Origin of the sequence: Streptomyces sp. NBC_01352 (genome assembly GCF_036237295.1) — a bacterium.
GTDB lineage: Bacteria > Actinomycetota > Actinomycetes > Streptomycetales > Streptomycetaceae > Streptomyces > Streptomyces plumbiresistens.
Genome location: NZ_CP108354.1, coordinates 6,377,260 through 6,391,497, shown reverse-complemented (window position 1 = coordinate 6,391,497; position 14,238 = coordinate 6,377,260). Strand labels below are relative to the sequence as shown.

Below are 14,238 nucleotides of genomic sequence, written 5' to 3'. Positions count from 1 at the left end.
GTAGGCAGTGGGCAAGCTCTGGCCAACCCATTCGACCAACGATTCGGCAGTACTTCTGGCACCGCCGCGCCTCACCGGCCACGGCGGCTGCGGTACGTCTTGGCGTGCAGGGGCTTCGTGCCCCTGCGGCCGCGCACCTAACCGCGCACCTGACCCAGCCACTGGAGGGTCCGGCGGATCTCCGCCGCGAAGGGGTGGCCCGGGCCGTGCAGACGCTCCGCGTCGTGCAGCAGCCGTACCAGCGTGTCGTGGGCGGCGGCGCGGTCGCCCAGGGCGAGGAGGAGGTGGCCGATGCGGCGGCGGACGTCGTGGGCGAGTTCCGGGTCGCCGGCCACGTACTGGTTCTCGTAGTACGGCAGCAGTGCCCGGTACTCGGCGAGCGCCGCCGCCGGTTCGCCGAGCTGCTCCAGGCACTGGGCGGCCTCGTAGCGGTAGCGGAGCGACTGGGGGTCGGCCTGGCCGGCCTCAGCGGCGCGTTCGTCGGCGAGGCGGCGCAGTTCGGGCAGCGCGCGCCGGTACTGGCCGTCGTCCATGAGGGTGGCCGCGTACTGCTTGCGCAGGGTGCGGACGACCGGGGAACGCTCGCCGTGCTGTTCGGCGGCGGCCGGCAGGATCGCGCCGAGGATGTCGACGGCCTGGGTGATGCGGCCCTCGCCGAGGAGACGCTTGACCTCGTCGACGGCCCGGGCGACGTCCGGCTTCTCGGCGGCGGGCGGCACGGCCGCGGGGGCGGGCTGGGGCGCGGGCGTACGGGCGCGGTCCGGCCAGGGGGCGTGCGGGCGCAGGAAGGGGCGGGTGGGGTCGAGGGGCGCCCCGGTGGGCATGCCGCGCGGGGGCAGGAGCTGCGCCAGGTCCTCGTACACGTCCTGCGCGGAGGCCGGGCGGTGCTGCGGGTCCTTGGCGAGCAGGCGCAGGACGAGCGCTTCGAGGGGCTCCGGGACTTCGGCGCGGATACGGCGCACGGGCAGCGGAGGCTCGTACAGGTGCCGGTGCAGCACGCCGAGGGCCGTCGAGCCGGCGAATGGGACGTCTCCGCTGAGGAGCTCGTGCAGGAGTACGCCGAGCGCGTACAGGTCGGTGTACGGGCCGACCGCGCCGCCCATCGCCTGCTCGGGGGCCATGTAGGCGGGAGAGCCGATGGGGGTGCCGGTGTGGGTGAGGCGGGTGGTGTCCGCGTCCATCACGGACGCGACGCCGAGGTCGAGGACGGTGACCGTGCCGTCCTGCTTCACCATCACGTTGCGCGGCTTGAGGTCGCGGTGGACGATCGGCACGGCGTGCACGGCGCTCAGCACGGCGCACAGTTGCGCGGCGACCGCGACCGCCCATTGCCACGGGTACGGGTCGTGCTCGGCGAGGTGGTCGGAGAGGTCGGCGCCGTCGACGTACTGCATGACGAGGAACAGCTCCTCGCCCTCGCTGCCCGCGTCGTGGACCGTGACCAGGCCGGGGTGGTCGACCTGCGCGGTCACCCGGCACTCGCGCACGAAGCGGCGGCGCAGCTCGTCCGCCTCCTGGCCGGCCACCTTGTCGGGGCGCAGCAGCTTCACCGCCACGCGCCGGTCGAGCCGCTGGTCGTAGGCCGTCCAGACCTGGCCCATGCCGCCCTGCCCGATGAGCGTGGACAGTTCATAGCGGCCGGCGACGACACGTCCCGTCGTCACGCTCACCTTCCGCCCTCGTGATTGCCGTCGTGGTGGCGGTCGTGGTGACCGTCCTGGCGGCGCAGGTAGTCACTGAGCTCGTCGAGCTCGGCGCGCACCTGGTCGATGCGGGCGGGCGCGGGGCGGTGGGGCGGCGGGGTGGTGGGCAGGGGCGGCTGCGGCGTCTGCGAAGGCTGCGGCGTGTGCGGGCTGTGCGACGCCGCAGGCGTCTGGGGCATGGTCGTCGCGGTGTACGGGGACGGTGTCGGCGCCGCGGCCTGCGGGTAGCCGTACGCCGGTGTCGGTGTGGGCGCCGGTCCGGGCTGCGGTGCGTAGGCGCCGTAGCGGAGCTGGTGGAAGTGGCGTACGTCCGCCGCGAGGTAGTACGCGGTCACGGCGACGAGCCCGCCGAGGAGCAGGATCATCCCCGTCCAGCCACCCACCGTGTGGACCTCGTCGCCGGGCTCGGTGCCGAGCAGCACGAGCGCGAGGATGACGTTCACGAACGCGGCGACGAACAGACCCCAGTCGATCCCCTTGCGCGTGACGATCGCCAGGCGCAGCAGCATCGCCCAGGCCAGGATGCCGATGCTGAAGAACGAGAGCGCCACGAACAGCACGCGCAGGAAGACCAGCCACCCCGTCGGGGGCGGCTGCTTCACCGGCTGCGTGTAGCCGTGGCCATGCATGAAAACTCCTGGAGTCTGAGGTGGACGCACCAGTGCGGCCGACGTCGGGCAACGCCGGTCGCACGATTGTCGCTTCGAGCGTATAGGCCGACACGGACAACCGGTCCTGGGTTGTACCGAACCGTTGTCATGCTGGTCACTCCGCCCGCCGTCACGCCGATCGCTCCGCCCGTTGTCGTGCCGATCGCTCCGCCTCAGCCGGGCGCGACCGTCCCGTCCGTCAGGCCGTCGTACATCCCGCGGACGAGCTGCTCCCCGAGTCGGCCCGCGCTCCTGAGAGCCCGCTCGAAGTCGTCGAGGGCGCGGAAGCGCGCGCCGTAGCGAAGTTGTTCGTCGAGCGGGAGCCGGGGCAGCTGGAGGCGGCGCACGTCGAGCCGGGTGGCGGTGGACGCGTAGCTGCTGGCCTGGCGGTTGTTGGCGGTGCCGCGCAGGAAGCCGGCGAGGAACCACGGGTCGAGCGCCGTGGGATCGGGGCGCAGGAGCACGAGGTTGCGCCCCAGGGCGGCGCCCGCCGTGGCGTCGTCGATCACGCGCGTCACCGAGCCGCCGCCGAGCACCGGCACCACGACGTCGCCGGTCTCCACGAGGACGGCCTCCTCGTCGCTCTCGGGCAGCGTCCCCGAGGGGGCGTTTCCGGCGAGGACGTCGTGGTCGGTGAGGACGGGCACGCGCGCGTGGCCGCCGTTTCCGCCCGTACGCATCACCAGCGCGCCCCCGCGCGCGAGTTCGCCGACGGTCGTGAGCGGCCAGCGCGTGGGCTGTGCGCCGGCCGCGGCGGGCGGCGGGGTGAGGTCGGTGGTCAAGCGCAGGGTCTCGCCGAGGCGTTCGCGCACCGCGGTGAGCGCCTCGGCGCCGTCGGCAGCCGCCGCGGGCGGCAGGTGGCGGGCCGGGGCGAAGTCCACGTCGTCGTCCAGGAGTGCGATGACGGGCACGGAGCGGGCCAGGCCGGGCCGTTCGTCGAGACGACCGGCCTTGTCGAAGGCACGCCAGGCGTCGAGTACGGCCTCCCGCACGGCTCGCCAGTCCGGCCCGCCACGCCCCTCGGTCGCGAACTGCCCCGCGTCGGCGAGCAGTACCTCGGGCTGCGCGGGCGCCCTCTCGGGCCGGCGCAGCACCCACAGGTGGAGCGGGATGTTGTACGGCGGTGCGGCGCCGACCGGCAGAGCGAGGACGGCGCGCAGCGCGCCACGGCGCAGCAGGTCGGCGCGGATACGGCGGCCCGAGCGGCGGGAGGCGGCGGCGGGCGGCATGAGGACGACGGCGGTGCCGCCGTCCTTGAGGCGGGCTAGCGCGTGCTGCACCCAGGCCAGCTCGGACTCGTTGCGCGCCGGGAAGCCGTACTCCCAGCGGGGGTCGTACGCGAGTTCGTCGTGCCCCCAGTTGCGCTCGTTGAACGGCGGGTGGCACAGGACCGCGTCGGCCTGCAGTCCGGCGTGGGCGTCGGCGCGCAGGGTGTCGCCGGCCGCGGCGCGCACGGTCACCCGGGCGTGCAGTGCGAGCCGGAGCGCGGTGAGCGCGGCGAGGTCGGGGGCGCTGTCCTGGGCGTACAGCTCCTGGCCGGGGCGCGGGGTGACGGCACGCAGCAGGGCACCGGTGCCGCAGGCCGGGTCGAGGACGGTGCGCGCGGGGCCGGCGAGGTCGGCCATGAGGCCGGCGAGTTCGGCGGGGGTGAGCGTGTACTGGCGCGGGTTGGCGTCGAGGTGCCGGCCGAGGAGGAACTCGAACGTCTGGCGGGCGCCCAGCTCGGCGGCGAGCTCCGCGGCGCCGCGGAGGAGGGGGGCGGAGGGGAGGAGGGCGGGGCCGCTGGGGGCGTGGATGGCGGGCGTGTGGTGTGCGGGGGTGTGGTGTGCGGGGGTGTGGTGTGCGGGGCTCGTGTTCGCGGGGCCGCCGGTGTTCACGGCCCCACGGGCATTTCCGCCTCCGCCGGTGTTGACTCGCCCGTCGGTGTTCACGGCACCCAGGCTGTTCACAGACTGCGGCGAGTTCACACCCTGCGGCGTGTGAATCTCCCGTCCGCCACCTCCGCGCCCGCCCCGCAGCGCGCCGAAGCGCGGCACGAGCACCTGCTCCAGCGCGCCCGGCAGCATCGCGGCCAGCCGTTCGTCGGAACCGGCACTCACCTCCAGCCAGACCGTGGGGCGGTCGTGGATCAGAAGCAGGACGCAACCGGCGTGGGTGAGAGCCGTGACCGGTCCCTCGGGGTGGCCGGCGAGCTGTTGCCAGACGCGTTCACGCAGGGGGACCTCGGCGAGTTTCCCCTGATGGCGCAGCCAGGCCTCGACCTCGGCGAGGGCGAAGGACGGGCTGGTCTCGGTGCCGCCGACCGGCTTGGGGAAGTCGGCGTGCCGACGCCGCCAGTTGCTGACGGCGGCACGCCCGACACCGGCGAGCCGCGCGATTCCGGCGGCGGTCACCTCTGTCGCGTTGTCCTGCACGGCCCGGCTCCCCTCATCGTCCCGCGTGGGTCCACGTAAGCCTCGTGTCGTCCCCGCGTCCGTGTGTGGCGCCGAGCATACCGGCGTACTCAAGATCCATGCATTCACGCCCGTGTACACAACTACCTCCGTGAACCGTGTTGACTCAGTTCACAGGCTCTGTTCTTATTGACCCAGCGAACGAGCGACCGTCGAACGGCGGCAGTCGCCGCGTGGGGAGGGGACACAACCATGGGCATGAAGGGCAAAATCGCGCTGGGCGCCGTCGTCGGAGTCGTCGTGATCGGCGTGGCCTCGGCGAACGCCGGGGACGGCGGGAGCGACAGCGGCTCGGGCAAGAGCGGCAAGGGCTCTTCGGCGTCCGCGCAGAGCAAGCCCGGCGGCGAGAAGGACAAGGACGCGGGAACGACGGAGGTCGCGAAGAAAAAGGCCGCGTTCTCGGGAAGCGGCGACTTCGAGGTCGGTACGGACGTCAAGCCCGGCACTTACCGCACCACCGGCAACAGCGACGGCCTGTGCTACTGGGAACGGGCCAAGGACGCCTCGGGCGAGATGGACTCGCTGCTGGCCAACGACAATGTCAGCGGCACCAGTTACGTGACCGTCAAGGCCACGGACAAGCTCTTCAAGTCGAGCGACTGCAACGACTGGGAGGCCGTCGACCTGAAGGCGAAGGGCTCCCCCGCCTCGGAGATGGCCGGCGACGGCGGCATGTTCAGAGTCGGCGCCGACATCGCGCCCGGCACCTACAAGTCCACCGGCAACGCGGACGACTCCTGCTACTGGGAGCGCGACAAGAACGCCGAGCACTCGATGGACTCGATCATCGCGAACGACAACGTGAACGGCACGGCCGTCGTGACGATCAGCTCCTCGGACGGCTACTTCAAGACGGCCGGCTGCAAGGACTGGAAGAAGACCGGCTGACTCCGGCCGCCGGCCGCCCGCCACGCAGCCACGGCCCACGCCACGCACGACTGCGGCGGCCTACGGCATCCATCGCTGCACGGGGCCGCGGCGCACCACTCGTCCGAGGCACATCCGCCCGACGCGCGCGACCACTCGTCGCCTCGCCACGCCCCGCCACACCCCGCCTCGCCACTGCTCACCGCACCGCATCCTCATCAAGGAATTCCCATGCGCCGTACCGCACTTGCCGCCCTCTGCCTTGCCGCCACGGCCACCACCGCACTCACCGGCTGTCTGCCCGGTGAGGACAAGGCCGACAGCGGCCCGAAGACACCGGCTCGGTCGAGCGAGCCGAGCACGCCGAGCGCACCGAGCACGCCGAAGGACCCGTTCGCCGGGCAGAGCGGCGGTGAGATCGCCGAGCGGGCGATCAAGGCGACCACGGGTGCCTCGTCGCTGCGTATGAAGGGCGACATCCCCGACGAGGAGAGCGGGGGCGTGATCCGGATCGACATGGCCCTGAACAAGAAGGGCGAGTGCGCCGGCACGATGAGCGTCGGCGGCCAGGGCGAGGCCGAGTTGATCAAGACCGGCGACACCGTCTACATGAAGTACGACGAGGCGTTCCTGCGCGCCCAGAGCGAGGGCGAGTCCAAGGCGGACACCGACGCGGCCGTGGCGATGCTGGCCGGGAAGTGGACCAAGATGTCCGCGAAGGGCCAGGACGCCCAGGACATCGCGAGCTTCTGCGACCTGAACACGGTGCTCGGCGATGCCGAGGACGGCCACTCGGACGCGACCCGCGGCAAGACCACCACCGTCGACGGCACGCCCGCGACCGTCCTGCACGAGAAGGACGGCAAGGACAGTTACACGCTGTACGTGGCCACCGAGGGCGAGCCGTATGTGCTGCGCGTCGACAGCACGTCCGCCGAAGACCCGGGCACCCTCACCTTCGGCGACTACGACGAGCCGGTCCCGGCGCAGCGCCCTGCCGGCGAGATCCTGGACCTGGACGCCCTGGGCGGCTGAGCCACCCAAGGGCGCGGCAGTGCGGCACCACCTGGTCGGCTACGTCGACTACAGCGGGTGCCGCATCCACACGTTGGGCTCGACATACACCGCGTATCCGCGCTCCGGTTCGCAGCGCACCGGCACCAGCGCCCCCGGCACCTCGATGTCGCCCTCGGTGTCGAAGGGCAGCCCGGTCCAGTCACGCCACTGCTCCAGCGAGCCGGACACGGTCATGGAGGCCGGTGCCACGGAGTGGAGGGTGGCGCCGGCCCGGGCGTGGACGCGCAGCCACGGGTCGTGCGGCAGCCCGTCGGGGCGTACGCGACGGGCGTACTCCTCGATCGGTGTGTGTGGTTCCAGGTGCTTGGCGCTGGGGCGGACGGGGGCGACGACCTCCCGGAAACCCTGGGCGCGGGCGTTGTCGCGCATCGCCGACAGCATGCGGGTGGACAGTCCGCGGCCCTGCATGTGGGGGGCGACGGTGATGGCGATCGCGCTGACGGTGTCGGGGGCCACGCCTCGGCGCAGGTCGGCGAAGGCCCAGGTGAGCACCGCGTCCCAGCCCCGGGCGGGCAGTTCACTCCGCCCTTCGACGGCGAGGGCGAACGGCACGCTGTAGGCGTGTGCGACGACTCGCCCCGCTCGTCCTCGGCGAACAGCACGTACTGCGGGAGTTCGGTGGCTATCCGGCCGTAGTGGGAGTCGCCCACGAGGTCCTGCGTCACGAACTCCGGCCAACTGCTCGCCATGTCGACGACCAGCCCGTGCATGTCGGGACGCTCGGCGAGACTCGACATCTTCAGATCCATGCGGTCACCGTAGAGACGGGTGCGGGAGCGCGAAAGACGTTCTCGCACGTGCTGCCCGAGTGCTGCCAGGGCCGCTCGACGCCCTCTCCGCACCCGGACCAGGATTGCCGTCGCCGCTCAACCGCCGCACTGCTTCAGCATCATCTGCCGGTCGGGCACGGTCACCGCCAGTTCGTACTTGAGGGCGACCTGGGTGAAGCGGACCGCGTAGGCGCAGCGGATCTGCTTGTTCGGCGGGAGCCAGGACGCGGGTCCGGAGTCGCCCTTGGACGAGTTGGCGCGACCCTCGGCCGGCATCAGGTTGAGCGGGTCGTTGGCCAGTTGCTCGCGCTTGTCCTCCGACCAGCGTGCGGCGCCCATCTGCCAGCTGTAGGACAGCGGGACGACATGGTCTATCTGCACCTCGGTGGCCTTCTGCTTGCGCCACTCGATGGTCGTGCCGGTATAGGGGTCGTGCAGTGTCATGGCGATGACCACGCAGTCGGAACCGGAGCGGAAGCGCAGGCTCTGACCGTCGCGCTGGAGCAGGTCGTTGCGGGTGTCGCAGCCGTTGCGGGCCAGTGGGACTCCTTCGGCCGTGTCCATCCACGCGTAGCCGAACTCGTCCCGGTCGTAGCCCGTCCTGGGTCCGCGTCCCTTCGTCCGCAGGGTCTCGATGAGCTTGCGGGCGGCGGCCTCGTCGGTCTCGCTCGTCACGGGCGCGAGTCCCGGCTCGGTGCCGTCCGGGTTCTTCAGCGGGTTGACGGCACGACCGTCCGGCGCCGGCGCCGGCGCACCGCTGTCCGTCGAGGAACCGCCCGCTTCGAGGCCTTCGCACCCGGTGACGAGAGCCATGGCGGCGATCGCCGCAAGTCCGGTCCTGACGGCGGCAGTCGCTCCGCCCCTCCGACGCGTCATGCGTCCCTCCCCTTGCCTCCCCGGTTCCCGCCCCCGCACGGGCGGGTTGTGCCGATCTCACCGTAGCGGCCGAGAGGTCCAGACCATACAGTGACAAAAGGAGCATGGCTCGCGAGTCGGGCGTATCGTCGATTGCGAGTCACCTCCGGAAGGAGCTCTGGATGGGCATCCTCGACAGATTCAAGAACCAGGCGAAGGGCAGCAAGGGCAAGGACATGTCCGACGCCGCGGAACGGAAAGTCAACGAGAAGACGGGCAAGAAGTACGAGAGCCAGGTCGATGACGCGCAACAGCGGGTCGAAGGTCAGCTCGGCATGGATCGCGACAGGCCCGAACAGCCGTAAGGCCGGAGACTCACGGAGGTCATGAGGCCCGCGGGCACAGCGTGCCGGCCGGGCTCCCGCTGAACCACCACAGGCAACAGAGGCCGTCCGCGGAGACCCACCTCCCGCGGGCGGCTTCCTGTTTCCCACCCGCACGGGCGGGGACCGACTCACACCTTCCCGATCCCCAACGTCGTCTCCGAGGGCAGCAGTCCGGACGACAGCACCGCGACCCAGAAGTCACCGAGCAGGTCGACCAGGCGGTCGGTGCCGTCCCGTCCGAGGGACTGCCAGGGAGCGGCGGCGAGTCGGTCGGTGTCCTGCTCGACGCGGCGCCGCAGCGCACGGCCCGCCTCCGTGGCCGTACCGTCCTCGTCGACCAGACCGCGGGCGGACAGCCGCTCCCGTGCGGCCGCCCACTCCGCGGCACTCCAGCCGCGGCTCTCGAAGCGGTCGACGCTCGCGGCGCCTATCGCGGCGAAGGAGACGAGCGATTCGACCGGGTCGAGGCCGGCGACGAGCAGGGCCGCTATGTGGCCGTCGCCGCGGTGCTCGCGCAGGATCGTCGCCGCGTGCCACAGCTGGAGGTGAGGGGTCTTGGGCCACTCCAGTGCGGCGTTGGCCGCGGCGAGAGGACGGCCCGCGGTGTTCGCCGCCTCGGCCGCGCGCCGGGCGAGGGCGGCGGCCTCCGCCAGTTCGGCACTGTCCGCCCGGTCGCCGAAGATCGCGCGATACGCCCCGTCAATCCCCCGCAGCCGCGCCTCCAGCATCACCTCGGGGCTCGCGACCGACCACGCCGATTCGACGTGCTCGGCGACCATGCGCGGGCTGAAGCTGTAGAAGGCGGACGTCACCCGCTCGGCGCCCACCGGGCCCAACGGTGCCGCGCGGTACGGGAAGTAGGTCGGCCAGCGCTCCCCGGTGTCATGGCCCAGTGCCGTGGCCTCCGCGAAAACCTCCGGCGCGTAGTACAGCACCGCATGCAGCGGCTCCAACAGCTGCCAGAGCTGACGCACGCGGGCGAGCTCCACCGCCCCATCGATCACCCCATCGACCGTCCCGTCGATCCCGCCGCCGTACTCCCCCATGACGTACCTCCTCGACGCATCCCGCACCAGCACCAGCACCATCGCCAGCACAACTTGACACTGACAAGATTGCCCGACCCGTCCGAACTTGTCAACGCCTAGATCGAGCGTACGCTGCTGCCCATGAGCCCCACCGAACCGAAGAAGACGGACGACGCCCCCCGCCGGTACCACCACGGCGACCTGCGCCGCGCCATCCTCAGCGCCGCGCTGGACGTCATCGCCGCCGACGGCCCCTCCGCACTGAGCCTGCGCGACCTCGCCCGCCGCGCCGGCGTCTCGCACGCGGCGCCCGCCCACCACTTCAAGGACCGCACCGGACTGCTCACGGCGATCGCGGCCGAGGGCTTCGGGCTGCTCGCGGCCGCGCTCAACGAGGCCTCGGACCTCAAGGACGCGGGCGTTCGCTACGTACGCTTCGCGCGCGAGCACCCCGCGCACTTCCAGGTGATGTTCACGCCCGAGCTACTGCGCGGCGACGACCTCGAGCTGACCACGGGCCGTGCCCTCGCCGCCGACGCCCTGCGCGAAGCGGTCTCCGCCGTGCGCGCCGAGGACTTCGGTGTCGACTCCCGCCTCGCCGGCGTCGCCGCCTGGTCCCTGGCCCACGGCTTCGCCACGCTGCTCCTCGGCCACAACCTGGACGGCGCGGTCGGCCACCGGGACCCCGAGGAGGTGTTCCGGAACCTGGCGACCACGCTGTTCCGTTCAGCCTGAGGCCCGCTGCCCGCTGCCCGCTGCCCGCGCCCGCTGGTCGCTGCCCGCTCCAAGGGGCCCCGAAAGCCCCCGACCTTCCCCCTTACAATGATTCCCAGACCCTACGACCCCAGAATCGACGTCAGGAACTCCCCGACCCAGCCCAGCAACTCCCGCCCGATCAGCGGCTTCCCGCCCACCTTCGCGGTCTTCGGCCGCGGCACCAGCACCTGATGCGCCGCCGGCTTGATGACGGTCCCCGGGTACAGCCGCTTGAGGCGCAGCTCCTGGGACTCCCTCAACTCCACCGGCGCGAAGCGGATGTTGTTGCCCTGGAGGACGACCTCGCCGACGCCGCACGCGCGCGCGAGCATGCGCAGCCCGGCCACCAGCAGCAGGTTCTCCACCGGCTCCGGCAACTTGCCGTAGCGGTCGACGAGTTCCTCGCGTACGGCCTTGATGTCGTCCTCGGTGTTGACCGAGGCGATCGCCCGGTACGCCTGGAGGCGCAGGCGCTCGCCGGGGGCGTAGTCGTGCGGGACGTGCGCGTCGACCGGGAGCTCGATCTTGACCTCGAGGGGTGCCTCCTCCTCGACGCCGCCCTCCATGGAGGCGCGGTAGTCCGCGACGGCCTCGCCGACCATGCGGACGTACAGGTCGAAGCCGACGCCCGCGATGTGGCCGGACTGTTCGCCGCCGAGGAGGTTTCCGGCGCCGCGGATCTCCAGGTCCTTCATCGCGACGTACATGCCCGCGCCCATCTCGGTGTGCTGGGCGATGGTCGCCAGGCGCTCGTGGGCGGTCTCCGTGAGGGGCTTCTCCGGCGGGTAGAGGAAGTAGGCGTAGCCACGCTCGCGGCCTCGGCCCACCCGGCCGCGCAGCTGGTGCAGCTGCGAGAGGCCGAAGTTGTCGCCGCGCTCCACGATCAGGGTGTTGGCGTTGGAGATGTCGATGCCGGACTCGACGATCGTGGTCGACACCAGCACGTCGAACTTCTTCTCCCAGAAGTCGACGACCACCTGCTCCAGGGCCTGCTCCGACATCTGGCCGTGGGCGATCGCGATCCGGGCCTCGGGGACGATCTCCCTGAGCCGGGCCGCGGCCCTGTCGATCGACTCGACGCGGTTGTGGATGTAGAAGACCTGCCCCTCACGCAGCAGTTCGCGGCGGATGGCCGCGCCGATCTGCCGCTCCTCGTACGGTCCGACGAACGTGAGCACCGGGTGGCGCTCCTCGGGGGGCGTGGTGATCGTCGACATCTCGCGGATGCCCGTGACCGCCATCTCCAGGGTGCGTGGGATGGGGGTCGCGGACATCGTCAGGACGTCGACGTTCGCGCGCAGCTTCTTCAGCTGCTCCTTGTGCTCGACGCCGAAGCGCTGCTCCTCGTCGACGATGACCAGGCCCAGGTCCTTGAACTTGGTCTCGGCGGAGAACAGGCGGTGGGTGCCGATGACGACGTCCACCGAGCCTTCGCGCAGGCCCTCCAGGACCGCCTTCGCCTCGGTGTCGGTCTGGAAGCGGGACAGAGCGCGGACGTTCACCGGGAACTGCGAGTAGCGCTCGCCGAACGTCCCGAAGTGCTGCTGCACCAGCAGGGTGGTGGGGACGAGCACGGCGACCTGCTTGCCGTCCTGGACGGCCTTGAAGGCGGCGCGGACCGCGATCTCGGTCTTGCCGTAGCCGACGTCGCCGCAGACCAGGCGGTCCATCGGGACCGTCTTCTCCATGTCCTCCTTGACCTCGGCGATGGTGGTGAGCTGGTCGGGCGTCTCCGCGTACGGGAAGGCGTCCTCCAGCTCGCGCTGCCAGGGGGTGTCCGGGGCGAAGGCGTACCCGGGGGCGGCCATCCGCGCGCTGTACAGCCTGATCAGGTCGGCGGCGATCTCCTTGACCGCCTTCTTCGCCCGCGCCTTGGTCTTCGTCCAGTCGGCGCCGCCCAGGCGGTGCAGGGTGGGGGCCTCGCCGCCGACGTACTTGGTGATCTGTTCCAGCTGGTCGGTGGGGATGTAGAGACGGTCGCCGGGCTGGCCGCGCTTGGCGGGGGCGTACTCCACCACCAGGTACTCGCGGGTCGCGCCCTGTACGGTCCGCTGGACCATCTCGATGTAGCGGCCCACACCGTGCTGCTCGTGGACGATGTAGTCGCCCGCCTCCAGGGTGAGCGGGTCGATGGTCTTGCGGCGCCGGGCGGGCATCCGGACGCCGTCCTTGCCGGCCGCCTTCTGTCCGGAGAGGTCGGTCTCCGTGAGGACGGCGAGCTTCAGCCCCGGGTCGACGAAGCCGTAGTCGATCGAGCCGCACGCCACGTGCACCACGGAAGGGCTCAGCGAGACGAGGTCCGCCTCCAGACGGGCCGCGATGCCCTCACCGCCGAGCACCTCGACGGTACGGGCCGCCGGGCCGTGGGCCTCGGTCACGTACACCGCGCGCCAGCCGTCGGCGAGCCAGCCCTTGGTGTCGGCGAGCGCCTTCGCCGTGTCGCCGCGGTACGTCTCGGGCGCGTGCATGCCGAGCTTCAGGGTGTCGGCATCCAGCTCCTCGTCCGCCGCGAACGGCGACACCGACCACCACATCATGTCCAGCTCGCGCGCCCGGTCCCGGACGTCCGCGATGGCCCACAGGGAGGCCGCGCCGACGTCGATGGGTGCCTCGCCGCCGCCCGCGGTGGCCGCCCAGGACGCCTGCAGGAACTCCTGCGAGGTGGCCACGAGGTCGGAGGCACGCGTGCGTACCCGCTCCGGATCGCAGACGACCGCCATGGAGTCCTTGGGCAGGACGTCCAGGAGCAGTTCCATGTCGTCGACGAGAACCGGTGCCAGGGACTCCATGCCCTCTACGGCGATCCCCTCGGCGATCTTTCCGAGCAGCTCGCCCAGCTCCGGGTGCTGCTCGGCGAGGGCACGCGCACGCGTGCGGACGTCTTCCGTCAACAGAAGTTCACGGCAGGGCGGCGCCCACAGGCCGTGCTCGGCGACTTCGAGGGAGCGCTGGTCGGCGACCTTGAAGTAGCGGATCTCCTCGACGTCGTCGCCCCAGAACTCGATGCGCAGGGGGTGTTCCTCGGTGGGCGGGAACACGTCGAGGATGCCGCCTCGTACGGCGAACTCGCCGCGCTTCTCGACGAGCTCCACGCGCGCGTACGCAGCGGCGGCGAGGGCCTGAACGATCTCGTTCAGGTCGGCGGTCTGGCCGGTCCGCAGGGCCACCGGCTCCAGGTCGCCGAGACCCTTGACCTGCGGTTGGAGCACGGATCGGACGGGCGCCACGACGACGGAGACCGGGCCGGTCTCGGGGTCGTCGGGGCGGGGGTGGGCCAGGCGCCGCAGCACGGCGAGGCGGCGGCCCACGGTGTCGCTACGAGGGCTCAGGCGCTCGTGCGGGAGGGTCTCCCAGGACGGGTACTCCACGACGCCCTCGGGCGGGAGCAGCGAGCGCAGGGACGCGGCCAGGTCCTCCGCCTCGCGTCCGGTCGCCGTCACCGCCAGCACGGGGCGGCCTGCCTCGCGGGCCAGCGCGGCGACCGCGAGGGGGCGGGCGGCGGGCGGGCCGACCAGGTCGACGTGCATGCGGTTGCCGTCTGCGGCCGCGGTGATCGCTTCCGCGAGGGCGGGGTCCTTGACTACGGCGTCGAGCAGACCGTGCAGGCTCATTCGGGGGCGGCTTTCGTCTGAGGGCGGGCATCGCGAAGGGCCCGACGCGGGGACCGGCCGGGGGGTCTCCAGCGTACGTCGC

General features: G+C 71.8%; 10 protein-coding genes and 1 pseudogene. 4 read left to right on the top strand and 7 right to left on the bottom strand.

Translation table 11 applies throughout. The features are described from left to right. Nucleotides 1-137: 137 nt before the first annotated feature. From OG252_RS29830 to OG252_RS29820, 3 genes are all read right to left on the bottom strand, one after another. Nucleotides 138-1,628: a protein kinase domain-containing protein gene (locus OG252_RS29830; RefSeq protein ID WP_329345217.1), complete on the bottom strand. Its 1,491-nt coding sequence runs from the start codon at nucleotides 1,626-1,628 to the stop codon at nucleotides 138-140. 38 nt (nucleotides 1,629-1,666) lie between these two features. Then, entirely contained in the window at nucleotides 1,667-2,332 is a 666-nt protein-coding gene (locus OG252_RS29825; protein WP_329339960.1) for a hypothetical protein, read from the bottom strand. 194 nt (nucleotides 2,333-2,526) lie between these two features. Further along, nucleotides 2,527-4,767, bottom strand: coding sequence for an N-6 DNA methylase (locus tag OG252_RS29820; RefSeq protein WP_266438434.1), 2,241 nt, complete (start codon nucleotides 4,765-4,767; stop codon nucleotides 2,527-2,529). Between the two features lie 231 nt (nucleotides 4,768-4,998). Here OG252_RS29820 and OG252_RS29815 point away from each other — a divergent pair, with 231 nt between their 5' ends. Both OG252_RS29815 and OG252_RS29810 read left to right on the top strand, forming a co-directional pair. Next, nucleotides 4,999-5,694: a hypothetical protein gene (locus tag OG252_RS29815; RefSeq protein WP_266438432.1), complete on the top strand. Its 696-nt coding sequence runs from the start codon at nucleotides 4,999-5,001 to the stop codon at nucleotides 5,692-5,694. A 210-nt stretch (nucleotides 5,695-5,904) separates the two neighbouring features. Further along, nucleotides 5,905-6,708, top strand: coding sequence for a hypothetical protein (locus tag OG252_RS29810; protein WP_266438429.1), 804 nt, complete (start codon nucleotides 5,905-5,907; stop codon nucleotides 6,706-6,708). A 48-nt stretch (nucleotides 6,709-6,756) separates the two neighbouring features. Here OG252_RS29810 and OG252_RS29805 read toward each other — a convergent pair. Continuing rightward, nucleotides 6,757-7,499: pseudogene (locus OG252_RS29805) on the bottom strand (GNAT family N-acetyltransferase). Between the two features lie 117 nt (nucleotides 7,500-7,616). Further along, nucleotides 7,617-8,396, bottom strand: coding sequence for an HNH endonuclease family protein (locus tag OG252_RS29800; RefSeq protein ID WP_329339956.1), 780 nt, complete (start codon nucleotides 8,394-8,396; stop codon nucleotides 7,617-7,619). A 161-nt stretch (nucleotides 8,397-8,557) separates the two neighbouring features. Here OG252_RS29800 and OG252_RS29795 point away from each other — a divergent pair, with 161 nt between their 5' ends. Continuing rightward, a complete protein-coding gene (locus OG252_RS29795; protein WP_266438420.1) occupies nucleotides 8,558-8,740 on the top strand; it encodes an Rv0909 family putative TA system antitoxin in 183 nt (60 codons plus the stop codon). 149 nt (nucleotides 8,741-8,889) lie between these two features. Here the strand turns inward: OG252_RS29795 and OG252_RS29790 are convergent, their stop codons facing one another. Further along, nucleotides 8,890-9,807, bottom strand: a complete 918-nt coding sequence (locus OG252_RS29790) for an SCO6745 family protein (protein ID WP_329339953.1) — start codon at nucleotides 9,805-9,807, stop codon at nucleotides 8,890-8,892. 123 nt (nucleotides 9,808-9,930) lie between these two features. On the opposite strand from OG252_RS29790, the gene OG252_RS29785 reads away from it, so the two are divergent. Continuing rightward, on the top strand, nucleotides 9,931-10,524 hold the full coding sequence (locus OG252_RS29785) for a TetR/AcrR family transcriptional regulator (RefSeq protein ID WP_266438417.1): 594 nt from the start codon (nucleotides 9,931-9,933) through the stop codon (nucleotides 10,522-10,524). 101 nt (nucleotides 10,525-10,625) lie between these two features. Here the strand turns inward: OG252_RS29785 and mfd are convergent, their stop codons facing one another. Next, nucleotides 10,626-14,156 (bottom strand): transcription-repair coupling factor, encoded by a 3,531-nt coding sequence (gene mfd, locus OG252_RS29780; RefSeq protein ID WP_329339951.1) that lies wholly within the window; start codon nucleotides 14,154-14,156, stop codon nucleotides 10,626-10,628. Between the last annotated feature and the right edge of the window lie 82 nt (nucleotides 14,157-14,238).

Excerpts from the sequence above, each read along its gene's own strand:
- OG252_RS29825 (WP_329339960.1), bottom strand. The coding sequence starts at position 2,332 with ATGCATGGCCACGGCTACACGCAGCCGGTGAAGCAGCCGCCCCCGACG.
- OG252_RS29815 (WP_266438432.1), top strand. The coding sequence starts at position 4,999 with ATGGGCATGAAGGGCAAAATCGCGCTGGGCGCCGTCGTCGGAGTCGTC.
- OG252_RS29810 (WP_266438429.1), top strand. The coding sequence starts at position 5,905 with ATGCGCCGTACCGCACTTGCCGCCCTCTGCCTTGCCGCCACGGCCACC.
- OG252_RS29800 (WP_329339956.1), bottom strand. The coding sequence starts at position 8,396 with ATGACGCGTCGGAGGGGCGGAGCGACTGCCGCCGTCAGGACCGGACTT.
- OG252_RS29795 (WP_266438420.1), top strand. The coding sequence starts at position 8,558 with ATGGGCATCCTCGACAGATTCAAGAACCAGGCGAAGGGCAGCAAGGGC.
- OG252_RS29790 (WP_329339953.1), bottom strand. The coding sequence starts at position 9,807 with ATGGGGGAGTACGGCGGCGGGATCGACGGGACGGTCGATGGGGTGATC.
- OG252_RS29785 (WP_266438417.1), top strand. The coding sequence starts at position 9,931 with ATGAGCCCCACCGAACCGAAGAAGACGGACGACGCCCCCCGCCGGTAC.
- mfd (WP_329339951.1), bottom strand. The coding sequence starts at position 14,156 with ATGAGCCTGCACGGTCTGCTCGACGCCGTAGTCAAGGACCCCGCCCTC.